This window comes from Marinobacter orientalis (genome assembly GCF_004792665.1).
GTDB lineage: Bacteria > Pseudomonadota > Gammaproteobacteria > Pseudomonadales > Oleiphilaceae > Marinobacter > Marinobacter orientalis.
Genome location: NZ_SRZX01000002.1, coordinates 84,855 through 110,052, shown reverse-complemented (window position 1 = coordinate 110,052; position 25,198 = coordinate 84,855). Strand labels below are relative to the sequence as shown.

General features: G+C 56.9%; 27 protein-coding genes and 1 tRNA gene. 9 read left to right on the top strand and 19 right to left on the bottom strand.

Features of this window, described 5'->3' with window-relative positions; genetic code table 11:
- Positions 1–31: 31 nt before the first annotated feature.
- Positions 32–3,730 (bottom strand): methionine synthase, encoded by a 3,699-nt coding sequence (metH, locus tag DIT72_RS08815; RefSeq protein ID WP_135954876.1) that lies wholly within the window; start codon positions 3,728–3,730, stop codon positions 32–34.
- A 193-nt stretch (positions 3,731–3,923) separates the two neighbouring features.
- Here metH and nfuA point away from each other — a divergent pair, with 193 nt between their 5' ends.
- Complete coding sequence (gene nfuA, locus DIT72_RS08810) at positions 3,924–4,511, top strand: Fe-S biogenesis protein NfuA (RefSeq protein ID WP_135954875.1); 588 nt, start codon at positions 3,924–3,926, stop codon at positions 4,509–4,511.
- Between the two features lie 85 nt (positions 4,512–4,596).
- Entirely contained in the window at positions 4,597–5,796 is a 1,200-nt protein-coding gene (locus DIT72_RS08805; RefSeq protein ID WP_206081086.1) for a DUF445 domain-containing protein, read from the top strand.
- A gap of 30 nt (positions 5,797–5,826) precedes the next feature.
- Here the strand turns inward: DIT72_RS08805 and DIT72_RS08800 are convergent, their stop codons facing one another.
- Genes DIT72_RS08800 through DIT72_RS08780 form a run of 5 tightly spaced genes read right to left on the bottom strand, consistent with a single transcriptional unit; the run spans position 5,827 to position 7,959 of the window.
- Positions 5,827–6,153 carry a TusE/DsrC/DsvC family sulfur relay protein gene (locus tag DIT72_RS08800; RefSeq protein ID WP_135954874.1) on the bottom strand — a complete coding sequence of 109 codons (327 nt, stop codon included), beginning with the start codon at positions 6,151–6,153 and terminating at the stop codon, positions 5,827–5,829.
- Between the two features lie 3 nt (positions 6,154–6,156).
- A complete protein-coding gene (tusB, locus tag DIT72_RS08795; RefSeq protein ID WP_135954873.1) occupies positions 6,157–6,438 on the bottom strand; it encodes a sulfurtransferase complex subunit TusB in 282 nt (93 codons plus the stop codon).
- 11 nt (positions 6,439–6,449) lie between these two features.
- On the bottom strand, positions 6,450–6,800 hold the full coding sequence (locus tag DIT72_RS08790) for a DsrE family protein (RefSeq protein WP_135954872.1): 351 nt from the start codon (positions 6,798–6,800) through the stop codon (positions 6,450–6,452).
- A gap of 2 nt (positions 6,801–6,802) precedes the next feature.
- Positions 6,803–7,246, bottom strand: coding sequence for a sulfurtransferase complex subunit TusD (gene tusD / locus DIT72_RS08785; RefSeq protein WP_135954871.1), 444 nt, complete (start codon positions 7,244–7,246; stop codon positions 6,803–6,805).
- Positions 7,243–7,959, bottom strand: coding sequence for a Bax inhibitor-1/YccA family protein (locus DIT72_RS08780; protein WP_135954870.1), 717 nt, complete (start codon positions 7,957–7,959; stop codon positions 7,243–7,245). The genes tusD and DIT72_RS08780 overlap by 4 nt, the downstream gene beginning before the upstream one ends.
- 283 nt (positions 7,960–8,242) lie before the next feature.
- Here DIT72_RS08780 and DIT72_RS08775 point away from each other — a divergent pair.
- Together DIT72_RS08775 and DIT72_RS08770 are read left to right on the top strand one after the other, a co-directional pair.
- Positions 8,243–8,333 (top strand) — tRNA-Ser (locus tag DIT72_RS08775).
- A 130-nt stretch (positions 8,334–8,463) separates the two neighbouring features.
- Positions 8,464–8,691: a hypothetical protein gene (locus DIT72_RS08770; RefSeq protein ID WP_135954869.1), complete on the top strand. Its 228-nt coding sequence runs from the start codon at positions 8,464–8,466 to the stop codon at positions 8,689–8,691.
- A 19-nt stretch (positions 8,692–8,710) separates the two neighbouring features.
- On the opposite strand, the gene hemH is transcribed toward DIT72_RS08770, so the two are convergent.
- Together hemH and DIT72_RS08760 are read right to left on the bottom strand one after the other, a co-directional pair.
- Positions 8,711–9,820 carry a ferrochelatase gene (gene hemH / locus DIT72_RS08765; protein ID WP_135954868.1) on the bottom strand — a complete coding sequence of 370 codons (1,110 nt, stop codon included), beginning with the start codon at positions 9,818–9,820 and terminating at the stop codon, positions 8,711–8,713.
- Positions 9,821–9,864: 44 nt separating this feature from the next.
- Positions 9,865–10,296 (bottom strand): TIGR01244 family sulfur transferase, encoded by a 432-nt coding sequence (locus DIT72_RS08760; RefSeq protein ID WP_135954867.1) that lies wholly within the window; start codon positions 10,294–10,296, stop codon positions 9,865–9,867.
- 408 nt (positions 10,297–10,704) lie between these two features.
- On the opposite strand from DIT72_RS08760, the gene DIT72_RS08755 reads away from it, so the two are divergent.
- Positions 10,705–11,124, top strand: coding sequence for a phasin family protein (locus DIT72_RS08755; protein ID WP_135954866.1), 420 nt, complete (start codon positions 10,705–10,707; stop codon positions 11,122–11,124).
- Positions 11,125–11,147: 23 nt separating this feature from the next.
- Here the strand turns inward: DIT72_RS08755 and DIT72_RS08750 are convergent, their stop codons facing one another.
- The 10 genes from DIT72_RS08750 to DIT72_RS08705 form a co-directional block, all read right to left on the bottom strand.
- Complete coding sequence (locus DIT72_RS08750; protein WP_135954865.1) at positions 11,148–11,777, bottom strand: TetR/AcrR family transcriptional regulator; 630 nt, start codon at positions 11,775–11,777, stop codon at positions 11,148–11,150.
- 19 nt (positions 11,778–11,796) lie between these two features.
- A complete protein-coding gene (gene xthA / locus DIT72_RS08745) occupies positions 11,797–12,609 on the bottom strand; it encodes an exodeoxyribonuclease III (protein WP_135954864.1) in 813 nt (270 codons plus the stop codon).
- Positions 12,610–12,697: 88 nt separating this feature from the next.
- A complete protein-coding gene (locus tag DIT72_RS08740) occupies positions 12,698–13,432 on the bottom strand; it encodes a hypothetical protein (protein ID WP_135954863.1) in 735 nt (244 codons plus the stop codon).
- Entirely contained in the window at positions 13,429–13,950 is a 522-nt protein-coding gene (locus DIT72_RS08735) for a DUF2878 domain-containing protein (protein ID WP_135954862.1), read from the bottom strand. The genes DIT72_RS08740 and DIT72_RS08735 overlap by 4 nt, the downstream gene beginning before the upstream one ends.
- Positions 13,947–15,218, bottom strand: coding sequence for an SAM-dependent methyltransferase (locus DIT72_RS08730; RefSeq protein WP_135954861.1), 1,272 nt, complete (start codon positions 15,216–15,218; stop codon positions 13,947–13,949). Before DIT72_RS08730 ends, DIT72_RS08735 begins: the two co-directional genes overlap by 4 nt.
- A complete protein-coding gene (locus DIT72_RS08725) occupies positions 15,206–16,129 on the bottom strand; it encodes a DUF1365 domain-containing protein (RefSeq protein ID WP_135954860.1) in 924 nt (307 codons plus the stop codon). Before DIT72_RS08725 ends, DIT72_RS08730 begins: the two co-directional genes overlap by 13 nt.
- Before the next feature lie 2 nt (positions 16,130–16,131).
- Entirely contained in the window at positions 16,132–17,397 is a 1,266-nt protein-coding gene (locus DIT72_RS08720; RefSeq protein ID WP_135954859.1) for an NAD(P)/FAD-dependent oxidoreductase, read from the bottom strand.
- Entirely contained in the window at positions 17,394–18,194 is an 801-nt protein-coding gene (locus DIT72_RS08715; protein ID WP_135954858.1) for an SDR family NAD(P)-dependent oxidoreductase, read from the bottom strand. Before DIT72_RS08715 ends, DIT72_RS08720 begins: the two co-directional genes overlap by 4 nt.
- Positions 18,191–18,658 (bottom strand): nuclear transport factor 2 family protein, encoded by a 468-nt coding sequence (locus tag DIT72_RS08710; RefSeq protein ID WP_135954857.1) that lies wholly within the window; start codon positions 18,656–18,658, stop codon positions 18,191–18,193. Before DIT72_RS08710 ends, DIT72_RS08715 begins: the two co-directional genes overlap by 4 nt.
- Positions 18,655–19,611 carry an acyl-CoA desaturase gene (locus DIT72_RS08705; protein ID WP_135954856.1) on the bottom strand — a complete coding sequence of 319 codons (957 nt, stop codon included), beginning with the start codon at positions 19,609–19,611 and terminating at the stop codon, positions 18,655–18,657. Before DIT72_RS08705 ends, DIT72_RS08710 begins: the two co-directional genes overlap by 4 nt.
- Before the next feature lie 72 nt (positions 19,612–19,683).
- Here DIT72_RS08705 and DIT72_RS08700 point away from each other — a divergent pair, with 72 nt between their 5' ends.
- Positions 19,684–20,700: an NAD(P)/FAD-dependent oxidoreductase gene (locus DIT72_RS08700; protein WP_135954855.1), complete on the top strand. Its 1,017-nt coding sequence runs from the start codon at positions 19,684–19,686 to the stop codon at positions 20,698–20,700.
- Positions 20,701–20,713: 13 nt separating this feature from the next.
- Here the strand turns inward: DIT72_RS08700 and DIT72_RS08695 are convergent, their stop codons facing one another.
- On the bottom strand, positions 20,714–22,207 hold the full coding sequence (locus DIT72_RS08695; protein ID WP_135954854.1) for an HD domain-containing protein: 1,494 nt from the start codon (positions 22,205–22,207) through the stop codon (positions 20,714–20,716).
- Positions 22,208–22,321: 114 nt separating this feature from the next.
- Here DIT72_RS08695 and DIT72_RS08690 point away from each other — a divergent pair, with 114 nt between their 5' ends.
- The 3 genes from DIT72_RS08690 (at position 22,322) to DIT72_RS08680 (ending at position 25,179) form a co-directional block, all read left to right on the top strand.
- Positions 22,322–23,530, top strand: a complete 1,209-nt coding sequence (locus DIT72_RS08690) for a PP2C family protein-serine/threonine phosphatase (RefSeq protein ID WP_135954853.1) — start codon at positions 22,322–22,324, stop codon at positions 23,528–23,530.
- Positions 23,531–23,544: 14 nt separating this feature from the next.
- Positions 23,545–24,036 (top strand): STAS domain-containing protein, encoded by a 492-nt coding sequence (locus DIT72_RS08685; protein ID WP_135954852.1) that lies wholly within the window; start codon positions 23,545–23,547, stop codon positions 24,034–24,036.
- A 75-nt stretch (positions 24,037–24,111) separates the two neighbouring features.
- A complete protein-coding gene (locus tag DIT72_RS08680; RefSeq protein ID WP_135954851.1) occupies positions 24,112–25,179 on the top strand; it encodes an NAD(P)H-dependent glycerol-3-phosphate dehydrogenase in 1,068 nt (355 codons plus the stop codon).
- The last annotated feature ends 19 nt before the right edge of the window (positions 25,180–25,198 follow it).

Genomic DNA, 25,198 nt, shown 5'->3' with positions numbered 1-25,198 from the left:
GGCTAATCAGATGTGAATGTCCCGGCGGTTGTTATTCCGCCGGGTCGTAAGCGAGGCTGGGAGCCAGCCAGCGTTCTGCCTCTGCCTTCGACATTCCTTTGCGCTCAGCATAGTCTTCAACCTGGTCCGCGCCAATCTTGCCCACCGCGAAGTACTTTGATTCCGGATGTGAAAAGTACCACCCGGATACCGCAGCGGTGGGAAACATGGCGAAACTTTCGGTCAGTTCCAGGCCGGCGTTCTCCGGAGCATTCAGCAGCTCAAACAGGGCGGCCTTCTCGGTATGATCCGGGCAGGCCGGATAGCCGGGTGCCGGGCGAATGCCTTGATAACGCTCGCGAATCAGGTCCTCATTCTTCAGGGTCTCATCGCTGGCGTATCCCCAGAACTCCTTCCTGACACGCTCGTGCAGATGTTCCGCGAAGGCTTCGGCCAGCCGGTCGGCAAGCGCCTTCACCATGATGGCATTGTAGTCGTCGTTGTTATGCTTGAACTCCAGGGAGAATTCTTCCGCCCCGATACCGGTCGTGACTGCAAAGCCACCGATGTAATCGCAGGGACCGTCACCCTCGGGGGCAACAAAGTCAGACAACGCCATCATCGGCTTGCCCGGCGCCTTGTCATCCTGCTGGCGCAGGTGGTGCAGGGTGGTGAGCTCCGTCTGACGGCTTTCGTCGGTGTAGAGGACAATATCGTCTCCCCGCCGGTTGGCCGGCCAGAATCCGATAACAGCTTTTGCAGACACGCGCTTCTCGTCGATCATTCGCCGCAGAATTTTCTGGGCGTCTTCGAAGAGGGTCTTCGCAGTTTCGCCCCGTTTGGGATCATCAAAAATTGCCGGATACTTGCCGGACATGTCCCAGGAAATGAAGAAGGGTGTCCAGTCAACGTAGTCGAGCAGTTTCTCCAGATCGTAGGTTTCAAACGAACGGACGCCGATAAAGCTCGGCCGGGGCGGTTCATAGCTGTCGAAATCGAGCTGGGGCGCCCGCTTGCGGGCTTCCTGCAGTGACACCAGCTTGGTGCGCTCACCGCGGTTCTTGCGGCGTTCACGGATGTTGTGGTATTCGGTTCGCGCGGCGTCCACCAGGGCAGGTTTTGCCGTGCTGCTGAGCAGCTGTGACGCTACGTTGACACAGCGGGAGGCGTCCGACACGTACAGGGCGATATCATTCCTGTAATGCTGCTCAATCTTGACTGCCGTGTGGGCCTTGGAGGTGGTGGCGCCGCCAATCATCAGCGGGACATGGAAATCCAGCCGCTGCATTTCTTTCGCCACATGCACCATTTCGTCCAGCGACGGGGTGATCAGGCCACTGAGGCCGATGATATCCACGTTCTCTTTCTTCGCGGTCGCCAGGATCTTGTCGCAGGGCACCATCACGCCCATGTCGATGACCTCGTAGTTATTGCACTGCAACACCACGCCCACGATGTTCTTGCCGATATCGTGTACATCCCCCTTGACGGTCGCCATCAGGATCTTGCCTTTGGCTTTCTGCTCCTCGGTTTTCTCGGCCTCGATATACGGGATCAGGTGGGCAACGGCCTGCTTCATCACGCGCGCACTCTTGACCACCTGGGGCAGGAACATCTTGCCATCGCCGAACAGATCGCCGACCACGTTCATACCGTCCATTAACGGGCCTTCGATAACCTCAATAGGGTGCTCGGCGCGCTGACGGCAGGCTTCGGTGTCGTCGATGATGTAGCTGGTAATGCCCTTGACCAGAGCGTGCTCAACCCGCTTCTCAACCGGCCATTCACGCCAGGCCAGGTCTTCCTCCTGGGTTTTTCCACCCTTGCTGCGATAGCGCTCTGCAATCTCCAGCAGCCGGTCGGTTGCGTCATCGCGGCGGTTGAGAACCACATCCTCGACCAGCTCTTTCAGTTCCGGATCGATCTCGTCGTAGATCACCAGCTGACCGGGATTGACGATGCCCATGTTCATGCCGGCCTTGATGGCGTGATACAGGAACACCGAGTGGATCGCCTCCCGCACTGCGTCGTTACCGCGGAACGAGAAGGATACATTGCTTACGCCGCCGGAAATGGAAGCGTGCGGCAGATGATCGCGAATCCAGCGACTGGCGTTGATGTAATCCACCGCGTAGTTGTTGTGCTCTTCAATGCCGGTGGCGATGGCGAAAACGTTGGGATCAAAAATGATGTCTGCGGCATTGAATCCGATGCTGATAAGCAGATCGTAGGAGCGCTTGCAGATCTCTGTCTTGCGTTCATAGGTGTCGGCCTGGCCGTCCTCGTCGAATGCCATCACCACCACGGCAGCGCCATATCGCATGCAGTCCCTGGCGCGCTTGAGGAACTCCTCTTCGCCTTCCTTGAGGCTGATGGAGTTCACCACCGGCTTGCCCTGGATACAGCGCAGGCCCGCTTCGATAACATCCCACTTGGAAGAGTCGATCATCAGCGGAACCCGGGAAATGTCCGGCTCGGAGGCGATCAGCTTCAGGAAAGTCACCATGACTTCCCTGGAATCCAGCATGCCCTCATCCATGTTGATGTCGATAATCTGGGCGCCGTTCTCCACCTGATCACGGGCAACGCTGAGCGCTTCTTCGTATTGTTCTTCCTTGATCAGTCTCAGGAAACGCTTGGAACCGGTGACATTGGTGCGTTCACCCACGTTAATGAACAGAGTGTTTTCATCGCCGGTAAAAGGCTCAAGGCCGGAAAGGCGCAGCGCTTTCTTTACCTCGGGGATTCTGCGCGGCGGGTATTTGGCAACCGCGTTGGCGACGGCCTCAATGTGGTCCGGACGGGAGCCGCAGCACCCACCGATGATGTTCAGGAAGCCATCCCGGGCAAAGCCCTCGATGATGTCGGCCATCTCTTCCGGTGTCTGGTCGTATTCACCGAATTCGTTGGGCAGGCCGGCGTTGGGATGGGCGCTGACGTAAGTGTCTGCCTTGTTGGAGAGTTCCTCCACGTAGGGGCGAAGAGCGTCGGCACCCAGGGCGCAGTTCAGGCCCACGGAAATGGGATTGGCATGGGCCACCGAATTCCAGAAGGCTTCGGTGGTCTGGCCGGACAGGGTTCGGCCAGAAGCATCCGTGATGGTGCCGGAAATCATGATCGGCAGTTCAATGCCACTGTCGATGAAATATTGCTGGGTGGCATAAATGGCAGCCTTGGCGTTGAGCGTATCGAAGATGGTTTCGATCAGAATCAGGTCACAGCCGCCTTCAACCAGGCCTTCAACCGCTTCGTAGTAATTGTCCACCAGAGTCTGGAAATCGACATTGCGATAACCCGGGTTGTTCACATCCGGGGAGATGGAGGCCGTTCGCGAGGTGGGCCCTACAGCGCCTGCCACAAAACGCGGTTTGTCGGGGTTGCGGGCGGTAAATTCATCGGCGACCCGGCGTGCCAGTTCTGCCGCCGCCACGTTCAGTTCTTTGGCAATGGACTCCAGACCGTAGTCTGCCTGGGACAGCTGTGTTGAGTTGAACGTGTTGGTTTCTATAATATCTGCGCCGGCGTCCAGATAATCCGCATGAATATTGCGGAGCAGGGCGGGCTGGGTCAGGTTCAGCAGGTCGTTATTGCCCTGGACTTCCCGGTCATAATCAGCAAATCGCTTTCCACGGAACGCTTCCTCGTCCAGTTTCAGGTTCTGGATCATGGTGCCCATACCGCCATCAAGAATGACGATGCGTTCTTTCAGGGCGTTACGGAGCTGTTCCAGGCGAGTATTGCGATCGGTCATAAAAATTACTTCCGGGTGTCGTATTGGTCGTATTTATCACAGTGGCGCGGGATCATAGCAAAATTGGCGGAAGTCGTCCCACGGTTGATGATGTGTGTCAATGAGCCGTGTAAAGCCTGACTATTTTACTGGGTCTTTCATATTTAAGCGAACTCACTTAAAATACAGTCAAACTTACTAACGGGTTGCAATTATGGCATTGGTTACGGTGACAGATCCCGCACGGGATTACCTTGCACAGCTTATCGAAAAACAGGATGTTGAGGGCATGGGCGTCCGTATCTTCGTGACCCAGCCCGGGACAAAGAATGCCGAAACCTGTCTGGCTTACTGTCCGCCCAACGAGATTGTGCCGACGGACGAGCAGGTTGATCTTGGTAAATTCACCCTGTTTCTGGATCACAATTCGGTTCCGTTCCTTGAAGAAGCCTATGTGGACTACTCCAAGGATCAGATGGGGGGACAACTGACCATCAAGGCACCCAACGCCAAGGTGCCGATGGTGGATGACGATGCTCCGCTACCGGAGAGGGTCCAGTATGTACTGGCCTCAGAGATCAATCCGAACCTGGCTTCCCACGGTGGCGAGGTGTCGCTGGTTGAGATTGTTGACGAATCTGTAGCGGTGCTCCGGTTCGGCGGTGGTTGCCAGGGCTGCAGTGCGGTGAGCCTGACCCTTAAACAGGGGGTTGAGTCGACACTGAAAGAGCGGGTCCCGGAAATCTCCGCCGTGCGCGATGTGACCGATCATACGGTGAAGGAAAATGCCTACTATCAGTAGGGTTAAAGTCTGACTTGAAGTATATTCAGAAGCCGGCAATTGCCGGCTTCTTTTTTGTCGGCGCTGATATTTACTGGGGTTTGTCTTGGTTGATGTAGCACTTCTTTCTGTGCCACTGGTGGCCGCCGTGGTTGGCTGGCTGACCAATTGGCTGGCCATCCGGATGTCGTTCTATCCGGTGCAGTTTGTGGGTGCCGGAGTGTTTGGCTGGCAGGGCGTCATTCCCCGCAAGGCGGAGAAAATGGCGCATATCTGCATCGACCGGACTCTCCGGCAGTTTGGCGACCTGAACGAGGTCTACCGGAAGCTGGAACCCCGGAGAATTGTGGAGCAGGTCATATCCCGGGTTGGTCCGCGGATGGATGAGTACATCGACGAGGTGATGTACGACATCCAGCCGGTGCTATGGGACAACCTGCCACTGTTCGCCCGTAACCGCATCTATCAATGGGGGCGCGAGCAGCTGCCGGGCCGGATCGAGCCGCTGGTCGAGGATTTCGGTGACGACCTGAATGAGCTGGTGGACCTGAAAGCGCTGCTGAGCCGTGAACTCGAATCCCATCCGGACCTGATGAACCGGGTATTCCAGCAGGCAGGCGCCGTAGAGCTCCGGTCCGTTATCCGCCGGGGCGCGGTGATCGGAGGGATTCTCGGGGCAGTTCTGGCTCCCCTCTGGGTACGGTATCCCGAGCCCTGGTTGTTGCCGCTGGGAGGGTTTGCGGTGGGATTTCTCACCAACTGGATTGCCATCAACCTGATATTCCGTCCTCTGCGCCCCCGGCGCTTTCTGTTCTGGAAGGTCCAGGGGCTGTTTCTGAAGCGCCAGCCGGAAATCAGCGATGTCTGGGCCAGACTGGTGGCCGAGGAGCTGATCACGGTCGAAAAGGTGGCCGACGCCATGATTAACGGCAGACACGGCGACCGCACCCGGGCGATCATCCAGAAGCACTTGCGGCCCCTTCTGGACAATTCCATGGTAATGAAGCTTTCTGCCCAGGTGGCGGTGGGCATGACCGGTTACACTGAATTGAAGAAAGCCATGAATCATAAAGCTGTGCAGGCAACCCGTGATGTGTTCGGGGACCCGGCGTTCAACCGGGAAAGGGCGCCGGTCGTGGCCGCAGTACTGGCTGACCAGATGAAATCCCTGGGCCCGGCAGAGTTCCAGGACATACTCCGGCCGGCGTTCCGTGAAGAAGAGTTCCAGCTGATGCTGGTGGGCGGGGTTCTCGGCGCCGTGGCCGGCGGGCTTCAGTTCCTGGTGTTAGGCAATGTCTTTGCGTGACACGGAAAAGCACCAGACCTCAGCAACTACCTACAGGCAGTTTGTCGGCCGCGGCAGGCCGGCGATGCGACAGGCGGTTTTGGCAGGAGTGCCGGGAAACAGCTGCATCAGATAGATGCTGTTGCCCTTTTCTTCGCCAAAAGCTTCTTTTACCGCCTTGACGAACAGGCGGTTGGAGGGGGGTGAAAGTTCATACTGTTTGTAAAATTCACGAAGGAAGCCAATGATTTCCCAGTGATTATCGGTAAGCTCAATGCCGTCCTCAGCCGCAATAACTTCGGCAACCTTCGGGTGCCATTGCTCTGCGATCTGCAGAAAACCTTCATTGTTCCGTTCGGGCATCGGGATATCGGTCATGGTTCACCAACTGATGACGTGTTCTGCAGTTGCGGCCATATCGACCATGTCCTCGAATGACACGATCTGCTCACTGCTGATTTGCGGCGATAGTCCCCGCGCTTCAAGATCCGGCGCCAGGGCAAAACATCGCTCACTGTTTATGTCTGCCAGCCAGGTTACGGCCAGGACGCCGTTTTCCGTCAACAGCAAGCCGTCTTCCGGCCCGATTGCACAGAGGCAGAGCCTGTAGCGACTGTGATCGGGCGGCTTATTGAGGATGTGTAAAGTTTTAAGTGGGGTCATTGGTTAAACTCCTAGCCCGCAAACGCTACGTGATCAAAACCGCCGGTCAGCTCGGTGCCGAAGTCAGTGATGCAGACATCGTCGAGCAGGTCAGCTTCGGCCAGACCATACTGATCACAGGCGCCAGCGTCCGCGAGCAGAGCTTCCACACCGAAGATGGGCGCCGCAGCCAGGTTTCGCTCAATGGACTTCTGCTGGACCTTTCCGGCGTCCTGTCCTTTACGCAACCAGTTTACCCCGGCACCACAGAAAAGCAGCGCCACAGGTTGATCAAACGCAGCCAGGGAGAGGGCCATGTCCAGTGCCTCCCGGCCTTCCCAGGAGCCATAGGGTGGCTGGTCGATAATGATCAGTGCGCGCATTGTCAGCCTCCCTTGTGAAAGTAGATGACACGGGATCCAGAGGCTGCACTGTCGACCCATTCGCCCAGGCCCGCTATCTCAAAGGGCGCTCGCAGATTGGAACCCGGCAGCCCGTAGCGTTGCATTTCCGAATCGTTGACAAGGCCGCGCCGGAGAGCGGAAGCAATACAGGCAACCCCGGCAATGCTGTTCTCGGCAAGAAAAGCTGCCCAGGCCTCAGAGAGATTCAGTTCATCAGACGGGGGCACGCTGAGGGCGGACGCCAGATGAACGCCGTCACCGTAGAGGAATATCCGGTCAATACGCTTATTGGCAGCCAGCGCAGCGCGGGCAAAGCCCAGGGCTGTCTGTGGCGCCTGGGATGAGTAGGGTGCACCGGTAATCACCAACGTAAAAACCCCGGCAGGTGCCGGGGTTTGTGTCTGCTCTGGCAGGCTGCTGCTCATTCGTTGGAAAACGCGCCAATGAGGTGAAGCAGGCTCAAGAACAGGTTGTAGATATTCAGGTAAAGGCCTGTTGTTGCCATGATGTAGTTGGTTTCACCGCCGTTCACAATCCGGCTTGTGTCATACAGGATGAAGCCGGACATCAGGAACACGATGGCCGCGCTCAGAGCAAGGCTGAAGGTGCTGATGTCAACGCCGAACATACCGGCTATTACCGAACCAACGAGCGCTACAAGCACGACAACCAGACCGGCTACCAGCATCCCACGCATGAAGCTGAAGTCTTTTTTGGTGGTCAGCACATAGCCTGACAGGGCAAAGAATACGACTGCGGTTCCGCCCAGGGCCTGCATCACAATCTGCCCGCCATTAGACATGGACAGGTAATAGGTCAGGGTAGGGCCAAGCGAGAGACCGAGAAGACCTGTGAACGCAAACACAACACCAATTCCGGCAGAACTGTTGGCGGTTCTTGGCAGAACCAGCCATACCAGCGCCAGGGCGCCCAACATGCAGATCAGGCTCACGCCCCGTCCCAGCCCGATAGACATGGATATTCCAGCCATTACGGCACTGAACAACAGGGTCATAGCGAGCAGGCTATAGGTGTTGCGCAGAACTTTTGACGCTTCAGGACTGATTGCAGCCGTGCCAGAGCCACGTTTTATCGTGATGCCCTGACTTTTCTGAACGTTATACTGTCTGTTTTCCATTCTGAATTTTCCCCGCTATATAACAGCTATTTTAAACAGCACCTGTGGCGCAGAAGCACGTCTTGCCCTGCATCCGGATTCTTACACCATCATAATGGCGAATTCCCAACTTTCAATCGTTTCCGACTCTAATGGTGGGTAAAGATTCCCCTGAATACCATTAACTTCAATTTAGGATTCCCCGGGACGCTCGATCCTGTCCCGGATTTTTGCAGGACGTTGACAGCACAGGAGATTCCGGTATCATGCTCACCGCTGTCGCAATGACAGCTGTGGAGAAAACGGTGGGCTGGCAGAGTGGCTTAATGCAGCGGTCTTGAAAACCGCCGAAGGTTAGTAGCCTTCCCGGGGTTCGAATCCCTGGCCCACCGCCACTTTCTCTTCTTTTCCCTTGATTTCCCGATACTTTTGATCGATGTCTCCAGTCCCGCTCTGAACAGGAGTTGGATCCTGTATGATTCGCCCCCATATAGAGACCAGGTACAGATTTCCGGGAGCCCGATCATGCAAAAACCGAAGACCAGTCAAGAGACCCAGGACGTTCGCCACGACCGCAAGTTCTCAGTGTCTGCCAATCGCGGTGGTGCAAGCCACAAGGTTCGATATGTAGAGGCGGGGGGAGCTGCTGTGGATACAGAGGAGTGTACGTTCTGCCAGGCAGTACCGGATCTTTCCGGGAATCATGAGAATCACGAAGGCGACGAGAGCCCTGCAAAGAACAGGACTCCCTGACGTAAAACCCGGTTTCGGCTTATAGACCCCGGCCCGGATACTGGGCCTGCTTCTGGTCTTCTGCGAGCCCGAGCCTGGTGGCCAGCTCCTCCGGCTGGTTGGTTGGCACTGTCCAGCCCTGAATATTGTCTTCAATGAGCTGCGCCAGGGCACTGATATGGCCCGGGGTTGCGTTGAGCGCCGGAATATAGCTGAATCTTTCGCCGCCCGCTTCCATAAAGTATTCCCGGTTTTCTTCGTCGATTTCCTCCACGGTTTCCAGGCAATCGGAGGAGAAACCGGGGCAGAATACATCAATGGACTTCACACCTTTTCCGGGCAGGGATTTCAGGGTCTCATCGGTGTAGGGCTGCAACCATTCCTCCCGGCCGAAACGGGACTGGAAGGTGGTCATATAGTCCTCTTTCGACAGGCCAAGCCGTTCCGCCAGCAGCCGCGAGGTCTTGTGGCACTCGCAGTGATAGGGGTCGCCCTTTTCCAGGTATTTCAGCGGCACGCCGTGGTAGGAGAGTATCAGCTTCTCACTGCGCCCGTGCTCGTTCCAGTGCGCCCGGATGTGATTGGCCATGGCCTCGATATAAGGCGGATAGTCGGGGTAATGGGAGACAAAGCGGAGATCGGGTATCCAGCGCCGCCGGGTAAAATCGTGGGCTATCGCATCAAAAGTGGATGCGGAGGTGGAAGCCGAGTACTGGGGGTAAAGCGGCAGTACCAGTAACCGGCGGACGCCCTGGGCCTGCATTTCATCCAGGACCTTTGAAACACTCGGGTTGCCATAACGCATGGCAAAACCAACCACGATATTGTTGCCGTATTTTGCCTGCAGTTCCCTGCGAATGCCTTCCGCCTGGCTGGCGGTGTGGGTCAGCAGGGGAGAGCCCCCGGGTTGCCAGACACTGGCATAGGCTTTGGCAGAACGGCTTGGCCGTATCCGCAGAATGATTCCGTGCAGGATCAGCCACCAGATCGGGCGGGGCACTTCCACCACTCGCGGGTCCCAGAGAAACTCTCCCAGATAACGGCGCAGAGCGGCTGAGGTTGGCGCATCGGGGGTTCCCAGGTTGGTAACCAGTACTCCGATTTTTTCCGGATGGTCATGGCGAAAGTTGGCGGTACCCTTGTACTGCATGGTGCTGGATCCTGCTTGCGGTTTGTATCAGGTGGAAAGGCGGCTCAGGACTGCTTGCCAGCCTGTTGGACCATTCTCGGCGCAAGGCCGTTAAGGTCGTAGCCGGCGCTGCGGGCCTTGGTCACGATGTCCTGTACAGGCTCGTAACGGGCCGAGCTCAGTGCCCAGAGAACGGTGCAGCGTGTTCCCGAGCGACAGAAAGCCAATACGGGCTTTTCGGCCGTGCGGATCATTGCATCAAACCGATCCACGTCGTTATCCAGAATATTGCCGGACTCCACGGGTAGATAAACCCATTCCATGCCGTGTTCACGAGCCGCTGCTTCAATGTCCGCCATGGGGGGCTGGCCTGCTTCTTCGCGGTCTGGCCTGTTGGCGACCAGCGTTTTAAAGCCCAGTTCTGCTGCCTCGGCGATGTCGTTTACCGACAACTGGGGGGCCACGGAAATCGTCTCGTCGATACGCCTGATATCCATAGAAGATCCTTTAGCCAGTCATGAAAAACCAACGCATAATGCCATAGTAAGCCGCTGGTGTCCCCGGCCCGGAGACAGAAACCGGCGCACCATAAAAAAGCCCGGCGCTGATGGCCGGGCAGAGGCGTGCGAGTAGTATCCATGAAAGACTTCCAGACAAACCGGCATCAGCAGGGACACCGGTACAGTGAAGTATTGACCATATTTTGAACGCTGCAAGTCAGCGAACGATTCGTTTGATCACATTTTGTCATATTGAATGCGTGCTTATACTAAAGCCGCTCATGACGGGGCTCTCAGGGCCGCTGTATAAATACCCTCGGGCGAAGATTTGTGGTTGCAGACTGAAATTCGGGGGCTGCTGTAATACAATCGGGGCAAATGAAAGTCCATGGCACCGAGGTTTGCATGTCTGACGAAAACGAGAACAGGCCGGAAAATGACGAACAGATGGCGGGCAGGATCAAAGGATCTGCAAGGCAGATCTGGCTTGCCGGGCTGGGAGCATTTACCAAGGCGGAAGAGGATGCCGGTCGCTTCTTCGAGCGCCTGGTGCAGGAAGGCGAGCAACTGGAGGGCAAGACCCGTGGCGTTGTGGAGAAGCACGTCCGCTCGGTCGAGGATCGCGTGGGTGGAGTGCGGGACAGGGCAACAGGCACCTGGGACAGGCTTGAGCACCTGTTTGACGAGCGGGTGTCCGGGGCATTGCGCAGACTGGGCATTCACCGGCGTGAGGAAATTGAAGCCATGGAACGTCGGATCCAGGCGCTTGAAACCGAACTGGAGCGGTTACGGGAAGAAACCGAAGGCCGCTCCGAGGAGGAATGATCCGCCGGGGGTTTCACTGAAGGTCAGAGATAATCCCGGCTCATCAGATAGATCTGCTCTTTCTCCTTCGGTGCCAGATAGGGCAGCATCAGATACATCATCTGGTAAACCCCGCGTCCGGGATCCATGGCTTCCCGGTCTTCCAGATGCGACAGGCTGTCGAAGCTGGTCCAGTAACAGGCTGTCAGGGTCAGTTGGTCGCAAAGGGCATCCAGCTCTCCCTCCTTGATGTCCATAATGCCCTGGCGGCGAAAACTCTCACAGATCGTCCTGAATCCGCTGGTTTTCTTCTTGAGAATGCGACGGAAGCGCGTCTGCAGCTGTTCGTACCGTGACAGCACATTGACCAGATCCTGGTACAGGAAGCGGTAACGGGCGACTGTTTCAAACAGCAGATGAAGAAAGAAGCTCTGCTGGTCCAGGCTGATGTCCGCATCTGCCGGCACCGCCAGCAGGTCGTGCATCTCGAGCTCATAACTGGCGAATAATTCCCCGACGATGCTGCCCTTGCTCCTGAAATGGTAATAGAGATTACCGGGGGAGATGTCCAGCTCGTCAGAGATCAGCAAAGTAGTGACATTGGGTTCACCAATGCTGTTGAACAGCATCAGGCTGGCTTCCAGAATGCGGTCGCGAGTTTTGATTTTTTTCATGACGCGGCCCGAATGGGTTTCAGATATCGAAGCTGGCCCATACCGGACAGTGGTCCGACGGCCGCTCCATGGCACGGATATCGTAGCTGACTCCAGCCTCCCTTGCCTTGGGCAGAAGGTTGTCACTGGCCATGATCAGGTCAATCCTCAGGCCCCGACGAGGGTCCCGCTCGAACCCTCTGCTGCGATAATCGAACCAGCTGAAAGTGTCCGACTCCTCCGGGTACAAATGGCGGAACACGTCGGTAAACCCGCGGCTCTGGACGTGCTCCAGCCATTCCCTTTCTTCCGGAAGGAAGCTGCACTTGCCGGTGCGTAACCAGCGCCTGGCGTTGTCCGCACCGATGCCGATATCCAGGTCGGTGGGGGAAATGTTCATGTCGCCCATCAATACGATCTCGTTGCCAGTCGCCTTGAGTTCATCCAGGTAGCGCATCAGGTCCGCGTAGAACTTTTCCTTGGCAGGGAACTTCACGGGGTGATCCCGGTTTTCGCCCTGGGGAAAATAGCCGTTAATCACGGTCAGCTTGTGGTCGCCCACCGTGAAGTGGCCAGTGATCAGCCGGCGCTGGGACTCTTCCCCGTCCCACGGATAGCCTTTCTGAACGCTGTCCGGCTTCTGGCGGGAGAGCAGGGCAACACCGTAATGGGTTTTCTGGCCGTGGAAGTGAACGTGGTAGCCCATTTCCCGGATGGCCTCTTCCGGAAAATATTCGTCGTTCACCTTGGTTTCCTGCAGGCCAATGAACTCCGGATTGAGATCTTTGATAACGGCCTCAAGCTGGTGCAGCCTGGTACGGATACTGTTGACGTTGAAGGAGACAAACATCATCGGCGGAAACTCTCTGTTGTGGCTGGATCGCGAAGCAGAAAGTCTATCACAACAGAACGGGGTGTCCGCGTTGGCCGTAAGGACGGATTCAGCGGGTCAGTTCACAATCGGCGTCCGTTTTCATGGTATAGCGAATATGGACGGTGTAGTTGGAGTCGCCGTCCTTGCGGATATTGCCAAGCCCCAGGTAGTCCGTCAGGAATCCTTCGTCGTTGTACCCCAGCAGAATCGGGTCCACCAGAAAACCCAGAATGGTCCCGGAGGGTTTGATTCGCAGGGTGTAGGCGGCGTCAATTCGATCGTCACCCGCCGGCTCGAGAACAAATTCGTACGCCTTGCCGCGGGTAGGGGCCAGAAAATCAAATTTCACACGCTCTCCAGAGGTGACAGCCGACCAGTTCTGCCGTACCAGATGGTCAAACCCCGCATCGGCAACCAGAGAATCGGTGACGTCTATCGAGAAGGTTTCCGTATCGCCTTCCGGAGTCTGCCATTCGATCCCCAGATTGTTGTCGTCACGATTGGTAATCTTCATGACTTCGTTGAAATCCGGTTGTCGAAAGTTCACGGTCGGGCGCAACAGAGACTCGTCGTATGTGAGCTTCTTTTCGGCGAACCGGTCATTTCCGTCACCAGCATAGGTAACAGTCTGGGATGCGGGCCGGAAAACACCCTCGGAACACTCGCCTTCCACCACGTGGTGCTCCTGGTAGATTGCCCTGTCATCATTTACAGCAGTGGCTTCACCGGTAAAACGAACTTCCGCGGCCATTACCGTAAAGGCGGGCAAAGAGAAAGCAATAAAAACAGCGGTTCGTTTCATCGGGTCAGCTCCGGATACAGGTATTGTCGCAGGTAGAGAAGGGCCGGAAAAACGATCAGCCAGCCCACTGCCAGGGCGAGGAGTGACATTGTCGGGTCCGGTAACTCAACGGCTCCCAGTTGGCTGGCAGACCAATAGGCGAAGGGACCGGCCACAGGTGCGCATACGAATGGCAGCCACGCCCTGCTGCTGATCCAGGACAGTGAGTGGGACAGGGTGGTCATGAATATCGCCCAGATACCCACCAGCCATACGGGTGTCAGTTCGACACCGCCGGTACCGTCATCAAGGATACCGGTCTGGAACCAGATGCCATCGAGCACCCCGCCAAGGACCACCCCGGCACCGATAAACTGCAGTTCGGCAAGACGGTGCTGGCTGATGAAGGCGAGGTGAAACCCCAGCAGGAGTAACACGAAGCCAACGGCAGCAAGGCCAGGGAAAAGAACACAGGCGAACCATCCGGCCTGAAACAGGATGAAATTGATGGTTTTGCGAAGCGTATCTGACTGGATCATAGGCTGAGGATGTTCGCGCGCTTGTTGCCGGGCCTGGCAAACACTATCTGGGACACGCCAATGGCGCGCTCGCTGAAACCGGCTTCGCAGTAGGCGAAATAGAAATGCCAGAGCCTGCGGAAAGCGTCGTCGTATCCCTGGCTCTCAAGCTTCTCGCGGTTGGCCATGAAACGCTCGCACCAGTCGTGCAGGGTACGGGCGTAGTGGAAACCAATGTCCTCCGCATGAGTCATCACCAGGTCGGATCCCTTGCGAACGGAGCCAAGGATGGCGCCGAATGAAGGAATAAAACTGCCGGGAAAAATGAAACGCTGGATGAAGTCGACGTTTTTCAGTGCCCGGCTGTAACGCTGCTCCGGCATATTGATGGCCTGCACCAGCGCCAGCCCGTCGGGCTTCAGTAACCGGCTGATCTGGGAGAAATAGCTGTCCAGAAACTGGGGACCGACGGCTTCGATCATCTCGATGGACACCAGCTTGTCGAACTGGCCTTCCAGGTCCCTGTAGTCGTCAAACAGCAGGGTGATGCTGTCCTCGAGGCCTTCGGCTTTCACCCTTGCCCTCGCCAGCTCGAGCTGCTCAGAGGAAATCGTGGTGGTAGTCACATGACATCCGAAATACCGCGCGGCATGTACCGCAAAGCCACCCCAACCGGTACCGATTTCAATTACCCGGTCGCCGGGCTGCAGATCAAGCTTGCGGCAGATGGTGTCCAGCTTGTGTACCGCTGCCTCCTCCAGTGTTGCCTCAGGGCGCGGATAGATGGCTGAGGAGTACATCATGGTGGGGTCGAGGAAGGTCTCGAACAGGTCATTGCCCAGATCGTAATGGGCGCTGATGTTCTTGCGGGAACCTTCTCTGGTATTCCGGTTAAGCCAGTGCAGGCCCTTGAGCGCGGGTTTGGTGACCCAGCTGAATCTGTCTTCGAATTCGTTCATCCGCTCCACGTTGCGGGTAAAGAAACGCAACAGGGCCACCAGGTCCGGCGTTGACCAGTCTCCGGCTACGTAGGACTCGGCGGCACCAATACTGCCGCCGGTCAGCAGATCCTTCCAGGTGCTGCAGTCATGGATAATCAACTCTGCCGGGGCAAAACGGATGTCGCCATCACCGAAACTGAGGGGCTGCTGGCCTGCCTCACGGATTGTCAGGGCGCCATCCTTCAGTAATGCCAATTGCTGGCACACCAGGTGTTTTGCCACACGGGCGCTGAGCGGGGCCTGCCTGCCGGCGTCTGCAGAGTCGAATGAGGTGTTCAGGTTCTCCATGAGCTTACCTTTCCGCTTGTCTTTGTTCGGTCGTCGGCCCCGGTCACGTCAAGGCCTGAATCGTCGCTTCCCAGCCTGTGGGCGGGGTCGCTCTCCGGAAGCTTGTCCGGGTGGGTGAAAAAGGGCACGCCCTTGAGTTTCAGCTTCAGTGCGTGCCAGTAAATTCCACCCACCACCTTCAGGGCTTCGAGGGGAAACTGCCTGAGGCTTCTGTGAAGTTCTTTACGATCCAGAGGGGTACGTCGGACCACCAGAGTGGCATCAAAATGTCTGTTGCCATCCTGAAACACGTTCATATGTATGCGCACCTCAGGCCCCCGGAAGCTGAAGGTCCATTGATAGTGCTGGTCCATCGGGTTGAACGGTGACACATGAAAACGCTTGTCAAACCCGAAACGCTCGGTGCGCCAGCCGGCACTGGTTGGCTTCGCTCCCGTGCTTTCCAGGCAGTACACATGGCGGTCCTGCCACGGTGTATTGGTAATCTGCGCCAGAATGACCCGAGGTACGGCGCCACTGCCTGGCCTGTCACCGGCGTTGTAGCAGAAGTAGAAGCTGACCGGATTGAACACATACCCGAAATAGCGGGGATGGGTAATCAACTCCACCGGCCCGTCCGGCGTCCACCCTGTCGCTTTCTGCACCTGGTCGGTCACAGCCTGCAACAGGTCGTCTGTTTCCGGATGGAAGTAGTCCCGGCGCCGGAGCGATAACCAGTTGAATTTCTCGAGTGAAAACAGGCGGCTTATGCGCGTTACCGAATGCCACTCGCGCAGATCCAGTGCCAGCATGCCGGTGCTGTAACTGAACTCATGGCGTACCGGTGTCATCCGACGATGGCGGATAGTGCCCTCCAGCCACTGGCTGTCAAGGCGATCGCCAACAGGCCTGTCCTGCAGGGCAGCGTTCATGGTTACAACTCCACACCCAGGGCCCGGGTGACTCGCAGCGCACTGCGTACGCCGTCTTCATGGAACCCGTTGAACCAGTATGCGCCACAGAAATGGCTGCGGTTCTGACCGCCTATTTCGGCATAGCGCTTCTGCGCGGCAACCGCCTGCAGTGTGAATACCGGATGGGCGTATTCGAAGCGCTTGATGATACGCTCGGGATCAATATCCGCGCTGCGGTTGAGGGTGACACAGAAGGTTTCCGGGGCATCGTGAAAGTTCTGCAGAATATTCATGTTGTAGGTGACGGATACGGGTTCAGTACTGTGTTGCGGAATAAAATAGTTCCACGCCGCCCAGGCCCGCCGGTTCGAAGGCAGTGCAGAGCTGTCGGTATGAAGCACGACATCGTTGTTCTGATAGGTAATGGCTCCGAGAATCTCCAGCTCGCTGTCGGTGGGGTCCCCGATCATTCCCAGGGCCTGGTCGCTATGACAGGCAAACACCACCTGGTCGAACGCCTGCTGTTCGCCGTTTACCGTTACCAGCACCTTATCCTGCTGGCGCACCACGGAAGTGACGGGGCTGTTCAGGTGGGTGTGGTTTTCCAGCCGACCCATCATGGCATCCACGTAACGGGCAGAGCCGCCGGATATAACCCGCCAGGTGGGCCTGTCGTCCACTGACAACATGCCGTGATTGTTGAAAAACTGGAGGAAGAAGCGGATCGGGAACTGTTCCAGCACGATTTCCGGTGCAGACCAGATAGCGGCCCCCATGGGCACAATGTAGTACTTGCGAAAATACCGTGAATAGCCGTTCCGGTTGAGGTACTCCCCAAGGCTTTCCTCGTCCCCGATAGTGCCTTCTGCCAGGTCTGCACGACTCTCCCTGTTGAATCTCAGAATCTCCCTGACCATTCGCAGGAAAGGCAGGTTCAGCAGATTGCTCCGTTGCGCAAACAGCGTGTTCACACTGGTGCCGTTGTACTGCAGGCCGGATGAGTGGCAGTCAACACTGAAGCTCATATCGCTCACTTCGGATTCAACCCCGAGGCGATCCATCAGCTTGATGAAATTGGGGTAGGTCCAGTCATTGAATACGATGAAACCGGTATTTACCGGCCATTCGCGGCCGCCCGCCGTCACCGTCTCTGTATTGGTATGCCCGCCGGCGTAACTCCCGGCCTCGAACAGCTCGACGTCGTACTTTTCCGATAAAAGCCAGGCCGTGGTCAGGCCGGATACTCCAGCGCCAATGACTGCGATACGTTGACGGTTGTTACTCATCCATTGGATTCCTGTTCTTTTTTGCGCTGCCGGCTCATGCTGGCTGACATTCGGTCAATAACACCCTGGGGCAGGGCGCCGAGCAGTTTGAGTGTCCATGTAAAGCGTTTGGGAAATGCGATTTCGGTTTTGCCCTTGCGAAGGCCATTCACAATCCGTGACGCAGCATCTTCTGCCGAAACCAGGAAGGGCATGGGAAAATCATTGCGGTCTGTCAGGGGCGTTTTGACAAACCCCGGTGACACCACCACAACATCGATGCCCTCCGATGCCAGGTCTGCTCTCAGGGCATGGGCAAAATACGTCAGCGCCGCCTTGGACGCGCCATAGCCCTCCGCGCGACCGAACGGAAACCACCACGCCGAAGAGCTGACAAAAACCAGAGTGGCCGGCCGCCCCTGTTGTGCGGTTCGCCGGAGCGCAGGCAGGGCAATGTCCAGACAGCGGGCCGTGCCAACCACGTTGGTGGTTATGTTGTGGTCGATGATGCTGCTGTCGTACTCCGCAATTTCCAGGTACTCGCAGGTGCCTGCGTTCAGGATCGCCATGTCCAGACTGCCAAACGCTTCAAGGTCACCACTGATCGCCTGCAGTGCTTCACGATCGGTGGTGTCGGCTGTGGCGGGTTTCATTCTTTCCGGTGCCAGGGAGCACAGCTCATCGAGCGCTGCCTGCCTGCGACCGGTAATAACAAGCCGGTGACCCTGCTGCATCAGCTCCCGGGTGACCGCCTCTCCGATACCGGAACTGGCGCCGGTGATCCAGATATTGGATGTTGATTCAAGCCGCTTGCTCATCCTGCCTGATTCCTTATCCAGCGAATGACTCCACCCATGACCGGGAGGTTCTCGTAAAGTAACTGGCCGGCGTCAAAGTAGTCCCGATGGAAGGCAACATGCCCGTTGCGGATAGCCAGTTGGCTGATACCGTCCACTTTGACGGGCTTGCCCTTGCGGATACGCCTGTGTTGCAGATGCATGACCCACGGAATACAGACGTTTTCACCACTGATCACCGGCTCGCCGAAATCGAAGCCGCAGGAAATGACGTTGGCGTAGGCGCCGGCGAAATACTCTGTGAGTTCATCGATACCCTCAACTGAAGAAAAAGGGTCGGTAAAGCGTACATTGTCGCTGTAGACGCTGCTCAGCCCGGCCATATCACCGGCGCAGAGGCTGTTGAAGAGTTGCGTAAAGCGGCCAAGGGTCTCCTGCACCGAAGAACTCCTGTTTCCCATATCAATAATTGAGGCGGTACTCATGACCTCTTACTCCTCATGGCGTCGAGTTGGCGGGTTTCTTCCCGAATGTGCTCCGGGATCGGTTTCATATCCCAGATGATGCCAAGGCGCGACAGCAGCCACAGCCCATACCACGTCATATCCACCTCATACCAACGGAACCCCTGACGCACGGACTGTGGCCAGCGATGATGATTGTTGTGCCAGCCTTCGCCCAGGGTGATCAGCGCGAGCCAGACGTTATTCCTGCTGTCGTCGTCGGTTTCAAAGCGACGTTTGCCCCAGACATGGGACAGGGAGTTAATGGATACGGTCGCGTGGAACAGCACCACGGTCGATATGAAGAAGCCCCAGACCAGTAATTGCAGGCCGTTGGTGCCAAGGCCGGGCGCCCAGGCGGCAAGACCCTCGCCCAGGGCATATATTCCCCCAGCTGCCGCAGCCGGCACCAGCGAATCGAACCGATTGAGAAAACGCAGCTCCGGGAACTTCATCCAGTCTTTTACCCGGCGTTCATCCATTGCAAACCCGGCATCGCAGGTAAACCAGCCTACATGGGACCACCAGAAACCACCGTGATGGGGCGAATGCAGGTCCTTCTCGTCGTCGGAATGCTGGTGATGGTGTCGATGGTGAGCCGCCCACCATAACGGTCCCCGCTGTGCTGCGCTGGCACCCAGCAGACCAAACACGAACTGCGCCACACGGCTGGTCTTGAAGGTCTTGTGGGCAAAGTAGCGATGATAGAAGCCGGTAATGGCAAACATGCGTACAGCGAAAAAAGCTGCCGCAAAGGCCACTGCGAAGGTGCTCGTACCGGTGAAGATAACCAGCAGGCAGGCAAGATGAAGTGCTATAAAGGGCACCACCCTGAGAAAATTGAAAGCCCGCGAGCCCGTGTCGAGGTGATCTGAACCCGCAGTGGAGTCGAACCATCTCAGAATGTTAGTCAGCCAGTTCTGCACTCGGGTCATACCCTGATTGCCCTTTAGTTCGTGGTTTACTCTGATACGTTTCTTCAACCGACTTTGGATGCACGATAAACGATGTTTAACCAAACCGATGAGATGCCTGTTATACGCCGCATTGCCGTTGTTGGTTCAGGACTGGCCGGCCTTACTGCTGCACTTTTGCTGGGGGAGAGAAATCTTGCCGTCACGGTCTTCGAGAAAAGCCGCGGTCCGGGCGGCCGCATGGCTGCGAAGCGTGTTTCCGGGGGCTCCGCCGATATAGGTGCCCAGTACTTCACAGCGAGAAACCCGGCATTCGTGCGTTTTTTGGCCCACCATGCCGGTGACACAGCTTTCGGAATCTGGCCGGGGCGGTTTGGCTACCAGAACCGTGACGGTAAATGGGAGTCCTTTCCGGACGAGCGGCGATACGTCGGTATCCCGCGAATGACCGCTGTCACACGGGGGCTGTCCTCAGCCGTAAATGTAAAGGCGCAGACGCGGGTCGAGCGGCTGATCCGCAATGGCGAACAGTGGACACTCCGGGACGCTGACGGTGAATCTTACGGGCCCTTTGATGCGGTTATCATAACCGCGCCGCCGGCTCAGGCGCAGGAGCTCCTCAGTAACAGTGATCTGCCGGTACTGGCGGAGGAACTCGATGAACCGGTACGTCACATACAGCCGTGCTGGGCAGCTGCGGCGTACTTTCCGGACCCGCTGGAGCAGCCCTACGAGGGGATGCGGTGCCAGGATGACGTGCTTTACTGGATTGCCAACAATTCCAGCAAGCCGGGCCGGGAAGACAAGGGCCAGTGGTGGGTTCTGCATGCCAATCCGGAATGGTCACGCCGCCATCAGGACACCACGCCGGAGCAGGTGACCGAAGAAATGGTCACTGCGTTCCAGCGGGTGACGGGCTGCCATCAACAACCCGGCGAGGTGGTTTCCCATCGCTGGCTCTATGCGAAATCATCCTCCAGCGACAGTCCCGGTTTTCGCTGGTTTGGTGACCACCGCATCGGTCTTGCCGGCGACTGGCTCAGCGGTGGCCGGGTAGAAGGTGCTTTTGAAAGCGCCCGCGGGCTGGTGAACAGGATACTGCCTGACTGATTCAGCCCGGTTATCATTCAACCTGTTCAACCCGTTCAGCCCTGCGGGCATCAAGCACATCGGGGCGCACGTAGAAGTGGCTGATAGTGCCATCGCTGAACTTGCTGAAGAACGCACTGATGTCGGTAATCTTTTTCAGCGAGCGGGCGCGATTGATGGGGTCGCGCACCAACACCTTGATACCGTTGAAATTGTCCTGGATATTGGAAAACCGGGCCCGCATCGAGCAGGTTACCACCTGCTCCGGGTCCAGGTTCAGCTCCCGCGCCAGCCAGCTTCTGTGATCCCTGATGCCCCGGGCAGAGAGGTCTTCCCGGGTATCAAGATGATCCAGCTTGATACGATCCACGATACACCGGGAGTAGCTGGAGGGCTGCCTGCGCGCCACCTTGCGAAACGCCTCCCAGAAGTAACTGTCTGTCAGTTCCGCGAAATACCGCATGTCGCTGAGGCAGGTGTCCACCCAGTCAAAAATCTCCGGGTCTTCCAGCACCTCGTTGATGGCTTCCCGCAACAGCCAGTCGAAGCCAAGGGCGGTTTTGTGGGCGTAGACCTTGCGGTACATCTGGTGACGGCTGTAGACAAAGTCTTCCAGGGCACCGAGCCCCTTCTGGGTAATGGCCAGCCCCAGCCACGGCTCACGCACATCCCAGCCAAAGCGCAGGTTGCTGAGCAGGTGGTCGAGGTTGAAGCCGCCAATCGTCACCGAAGAATGGAACCCGTCCCGCAGCATGTAGTCCGCCCTGTCCGCATCAATTTCGCCGGACACGATGGATGACAGCAGGTCCATCACCAGCCGGGGTGTATCGGCCTCGCTGAGCACACCGGACTCGGCATCCTCACCGGCAATGAAGTTCCAGAAGGTCCGGGCATGGCGGCAAAACGCCTCGCTCGGGCGTACCTCCGTGGTTTCCATGATGCCGATGACGTCTCTGACATCCAGCCCTGCGGAATCCAGATCGATGGAAGACAGTACATCGTGGGCGACGCGCACGGAATAATGCTCGTGCTCAAGCTCTTCGGGCCGCGCGGAATGATAGATCGAGTAATCAACGCCTTCCCAGAGATCATCGAAACGGTCCGGGCGCGACATCAGATCATGAATCCGGCGGGCCTGGGTGAACTGATGGGAAAAGCTGGAGTGGCCGCTATCGTGTAACAGACAGCCCAGGCGTATGGTTTTGGCCAGGTAATCAATAGCGTCCAGCTGGCTCAGACTCAGGTCGGTCTGGTCACTCAGTTGACGTTCCCGCAGATAGGCGTCGATCATGGAGCGGAACATGCGGGTACCCACATGCATTACACCGATGCTGTGCAGAAAGCGGGAGTGCGTGGCCCCGGGGAATACCAGGCTCAGAATGTCGTTCTGGCAGATATTGCGCAGACGCTGGAACAGGGGATGGTCGATAACTTTGATTTCATGCCGGTAGAGCGGAATGCCGCCATGAACCGGGTCCATGATCAGCTTGTCATAGGCCCCGAGCAGATCATTTACGGCACTTCTCATTGATTACAGCCTCCCAAAAACATCAAACATGTCTTGTTATATCACAGGGGCGTGCCAGAATAGATATCTGACAGCCAATTTCCCGTTTACCGATGGTAGTTTAGGGCAATAATCATGACATCGCGCACCGAGCGCATTCTTATAATTGATTCGGATGAGCATGCCCGTTCAGAACTGGGTCGATACCTTGAGGCCAGGGGCTTCTATGTGACCGGCTACCCCGATCTGGATTCGGCCCAGTCCCAGTTCACCGATAATATGCCGGACATCATTTTCACCGACATGTCGCCTGAAGCCATTGGTGAGTTGGCGGCCAGGCTGGAAGACGCTGAAACCTTTACTCCGATTGTTGCCAGCTACTCCACCGAAGACGCTCCGGAGGTGGTCAATGCGCTTCGGGCGGGAGCGGCGGACATCGTGCTCAAACCCTGTTCTGACGACCGTGGTGCCCTGGACGATGTGATTGGCAAACTGTTTGACCGGGTGCGGGTTAATCGCCTCAACCAGCTTTACCGTCAGGAACTGGAAGAGGCCAATCGCGACCTGCGGGATGGCATTGCCGAATTGCGGGCCGACCAGCGGGCAGGGCGCAAGGTTCAGCTGCGCATGCTGCCCGACAACGACCAGCTTTTGTCCGGCCTTTCCATTGAGCACCTGATCAAGCCATCGCTGTTTCTCAGCGGCGACTTTCTCGATTATTTCCGTATATCCGAAGACAAGGTGCTGGTTTACATTGCCGACGTATCCGGCCACGGCGCCAGTTCGGCGTTTGTAACGGTACTGCTGAAAAACCTGACCAACCGTCTCCAGCGCAACCTCAGGCGCGGTTCCAGCGACGATATCCTCTACCCGGAGCGGTTCCTGGAGCGGGTCAACTCAGAATTGCTGGATACCGGCCTGGGCAAGCATGTGACCCTGTTTGTTGGGATTATTTCCACCAGCGACCGGCGTCTGCGTTACTCTGTGGGCGGACATTTCCCCATGCCCATCCTGTCGGTTGAGGGTGGCAGAACGGAATTCCTGGAAGGCAGCGGGTTACCGGTGGGGTTGTTTGAGGAGCCTGAGTGGGAAGTCTATGAAGTACCGCTGGAGCAGCCTTTCCACCTTATTCTGTTTTCAGACGGTATACTCGAAGTAATAAAGGCCAAAAGCCTTGATGAAAAGGAAAAGACATTACTTGAACTCGTCTCGGGAGGTAGTCACACTATTGGTTCGCTAAGCGAGGCTCTGCATCTCGACGAGATCACAGAGTTACCGGACGATATTGCTATCGTATCCGTCACGGATGCAGTTTCAGGTACTGATAGCCCAACGTCGAAATAGTGGCAGTGGATTCAATGGCTGGTTACAAGATCCTGCAAGCTGTAAAACAGGGCATTTATGTCCTCAAGTTTATTGGAGAAATCCGGCTGAACCTGTGTTCGACGCTGGACAATCTGGTTGAGTCCATCACCCAGGACCCCGAATTCAAAACGGTGGTCATTGATCTCACAGAAACCGAGATTATCGACAGCACCACCCTGGGGCTGCTCGCAAAGATAGCCATGGCGGCCCAGAAACGCAGTAATTTCCTGCCCACGATGATTTCCACCAACCCGGACATTACCCGAATCATTACTTCCATGGGGTTCGACAAGATATTCATTATTGTTCGAGAACCGGCCTCGCGTATCGAAGAACTGGAAGAAATCCCTGTATTGCGTGCCAGTGAGCAGGACGTCCGCGACAAGGTTCTGGATGCACACCGGGTGCTGATGGGCCTGAACAGCCGCAACAGAGAGGAATTCAAGAACCTGGTGCGCGCCCTGGAATGCGAGGAGCCAGGCTGACGCCGGCGATTGTCACCAGATTGTACATTCCTGCCGGCCGTAACCGGGCCAACAAGAAGCGATAACGGAACAACTATGCCTGATAATAAAGCGCCCCGGCCTCCGGAGTCCTCTCCTACAGGCCATGATGTGGCAGTCCTCGGCGGCGGAAGTTTCGGCACCGCCATGGCCAAGGTACTTGGTGAAAACGGCCACACCGTGCATTTCTGGATGCGTGATGCCGCCCAGGCGGACGAGATCCGCGATACCGGTATCAACACTCGCTATATGCCGGATGTCACCTTGACCGGTGATATCCGGCCAACAACCAGTCTTCCGGAAGCTGTCGGCAGGGCAGAGAGTGTATTTGTCGCCATTCCCAGCAAGGCGTTCAGGTCGGTCATCCGGGATAACAGCGCCGACTTCCGTGACGGGCAGATTGTCGTCAGCCTCACAAAGGGTATTGAGGAGCATGGTTTCAAGCTGATGAGCGAGATCCTGCTGGAGGAGATTCCCCGCTGCCGGATCGGCGTTCTCAGCGGACCGAACCTGGCCGGGGAGATCGTCAATCAGGACCTCACAGCGACTGTTATTGCTGCCAAGGATCCGGACGTTCGCCGTACCGTCCAGGAGCTGCTGGGCTGCGAATACCTGAGGGTATACGCCAATGTGGATGTTTATGGGGTGGAGCTGGCCGGAGCACTCAAGAACATCTATGCCATTGTGGCCGGGCTCGGTTCGGCGCGGAATCTGGGTGAAAATGCCAAGGCCATGCTGATCACGCGCGGCCTGGCAGAAATGAGCCGCTTTGCGGTAAGTCTCGGCGCCAACCCGATGACTTTTATGGGCCTGGCGGGTGTCGGTGACCTGATCGTGACCTGTACCTCCCCGAAGAGCCGCAACTACCGAGTGGGCTATGCGGTCGGCAAGGGGCAGGGGCTTGACGAGGCTGTTGCGGAGCTGGGACAGGTGGCCGAGGGTATTTACACTCTCAAACTGGTCAAGGAAAAGTCGGAGTCTATCGGTATCTACATGCCGCTGGTAAGGGGCCTGTACGAAATTCTCTATGAGGGAGCATCCATCGGCGCGGTGATTAACAGCCTGATGATGTCGGTGCAGAACTCCGACGTGGAATTCATTCTGCCCCGTACTCTCAGCCAATAGTCAGTCAATAGCACTTCGG

Bases quoted from the DNA above. Each gene is read 5' to 3' on its own strand.
- DIT72_RS08720 (WP_135954859.1), bottom strand. From the start codon at position 17,397: ATGAGTAACAACCGTCAACGTATCGCAGTCATTGGCGCTGGAGTATCC.
- DIT72_RS08730 (WP_135954861.1), bottom strand. From the start codon at position 15,218: ATGGAGAACCTGAACACCTCATTCGACTCTGCAGACGCCGGCAGGCAG.
- DIT72_RS08790 (WP_135954872.1), bottom strand. From the start codon at position 6,800: ATGCGCGCACTGATCATTATCGACCAGCCACCCTATGGCTCCTGGGAA.
- nfuA (WP_135954875.1), top strand. From the start codon at position 3,924: ATGGCATTGGTTACGGTGACAGATCCCGCACGGGATTACCTTGCACAG.
- DIT72_RS08700 (WP_135954855.1), top strand. From the start codon at position 19,684: ATGTTTAACCAAACCGATGAGATGCCTGTTATACGCCGCATTGCCGTT.
- DIT72_RS08690 (WP_135954853.1), top strand. From the start codon at position 22,322: ATGACATCGCGCACCGAGCGCATTCTTATAATTGATTCGGATGAGCAT.
- DIT72_RS08750 (WP_135954865.1), bottom strand. From the start codon at position 11,777: ATGAAAAAAATCAAAACTCGCGACCGCATTCTGGAAGCCAGCCTGATG.
- DIT72_RS08780 (WP_135954870.1), bottom strand. From the start codon at position 7,959: ATGGAAAACAGACAGTATAACGTTCAGAAAAGTCAGGGCATCACGATA.
- metH (WP_135954876.1), bottom strand. From the start codon at position 3,730: ATGACCGATCGCAATACTCGCCTGGAACAGCTCCGTAACGCCCTGAAA.
- DIT72_RS08710 (WP_135954857.1), bottom strand. From the start codon at position 18,658: ATGAGTACCGCCTCAATTATTGATATGGGAAACAGGAGTTCTTCGGTG.
- DIT72_RS08725 (WP_135954860.1), bottom strand. From the start codon at position 16,129: ATGAACGCTGCCCTGCAGGACAGGCCTGTTGGCGATCGCCTTGACAGC.
- DIT72_RS08705 (WP_135954856.1), bottom strand. From the start codon at position 19,611: ATGACCCGAGTGCAGAACTGGCTGACTAACATTCTGAGATGGTTCGAC.
- DIT72_RS08680 (WP_135954851.1), top strand. From the start codon at position 24,112: ATGCCTGATAATAAAGCGCCCCGGCCTCCGGAGTCCTCTCCTACAGGC.
- DIT72_RS08685 (WP_135954852.1), top strand. From the start codon at position 23,545: ATGGCTGGTTACAAGATCCTGCAAGCTGTAAAACAGGGCATTTATGTC.
- DIT72_RS08760 (WP_135954867.1), bottom strand. From the start codon at position 10,296: ATGGATATCAGGCGTATCGACGAGACGATTTCCGTGGCCCCCCAGTTG.
- DIT72_RS08735 (WP_135954862.1), bottom strand. From the start codon at position 13,950: ATGATCCAGTCAGATACGCTTCGCAAAACCATCAATTTCATCCTGTTT.
- tusB (WP_135954873.1), bottom strand. From the start codon at position 6,438: ATGACCCCACTTAAAACTTTACACATCCTCAATAAGCCGCCCGATCAC.
- DIT72_RS08755 (WP_135954866.1), top strand. From the start codon at position 10,705: ATGTCTGACGAAAACGAGAACAGGCCGGAAAATGACGAACAGATGGCG.
- DIT72_RS08740 (WP_135954863.1), bottom strand. From the start codon at position 13,432: ATGAAACGAACCGCTGTTTTTATTGCTTTCTCTTTGCCCGCCTTTACG.
- DIT72_RS08800 (WP_135954874.1), bottom strand. From the start codon at position 6,153: ATGACCGATATCCCGATGCCCGAACGGAACAATGAAGGTTTTCTGCAG.
- DIT72_RS08770 (WP_135954869.1), top strand. From the start codon at position 8,464: ATGCAAAAACCGAAGACCAGTCAAGAGACCCAGGACGTTCGCCACGAC.
- tusD (WP_135954871.1), bottom strand. From the start codon at position 7,246: ATGAGCAGCAGCCTGCCAGAGCAGACACAAACCCCGGCACCTGCCGGG.
- DIT72_RS08695 (WP_135954854.1), bottom strand. From the start codon at position 22,207: ATGAGAAGTGCCGTAAATGATCTGCTCGGGGCCTATGACAAGCTGATC.
- DIT72_RS08715 (WP_135954858.1), bottom strand. From the start codon at position 18,194: ATGAGCAAGCGGCTTGAATCAACATCCAATATCTGGATCACCGGCGCC.
- hemH (WP_135954868.1), bottom strand. From the start codon at position 9,820: ATGCAGTACAAGGGTACCGCCAACTTTCGCCATGACCATCCGGAAAAA.
- xthA (WP_135954864.1), bottom strand. From the start codon at position 12,609: ATGATGTTTGTCTCCTTCAACGTCAACAGTATCCGTACCAGGCTGCAC.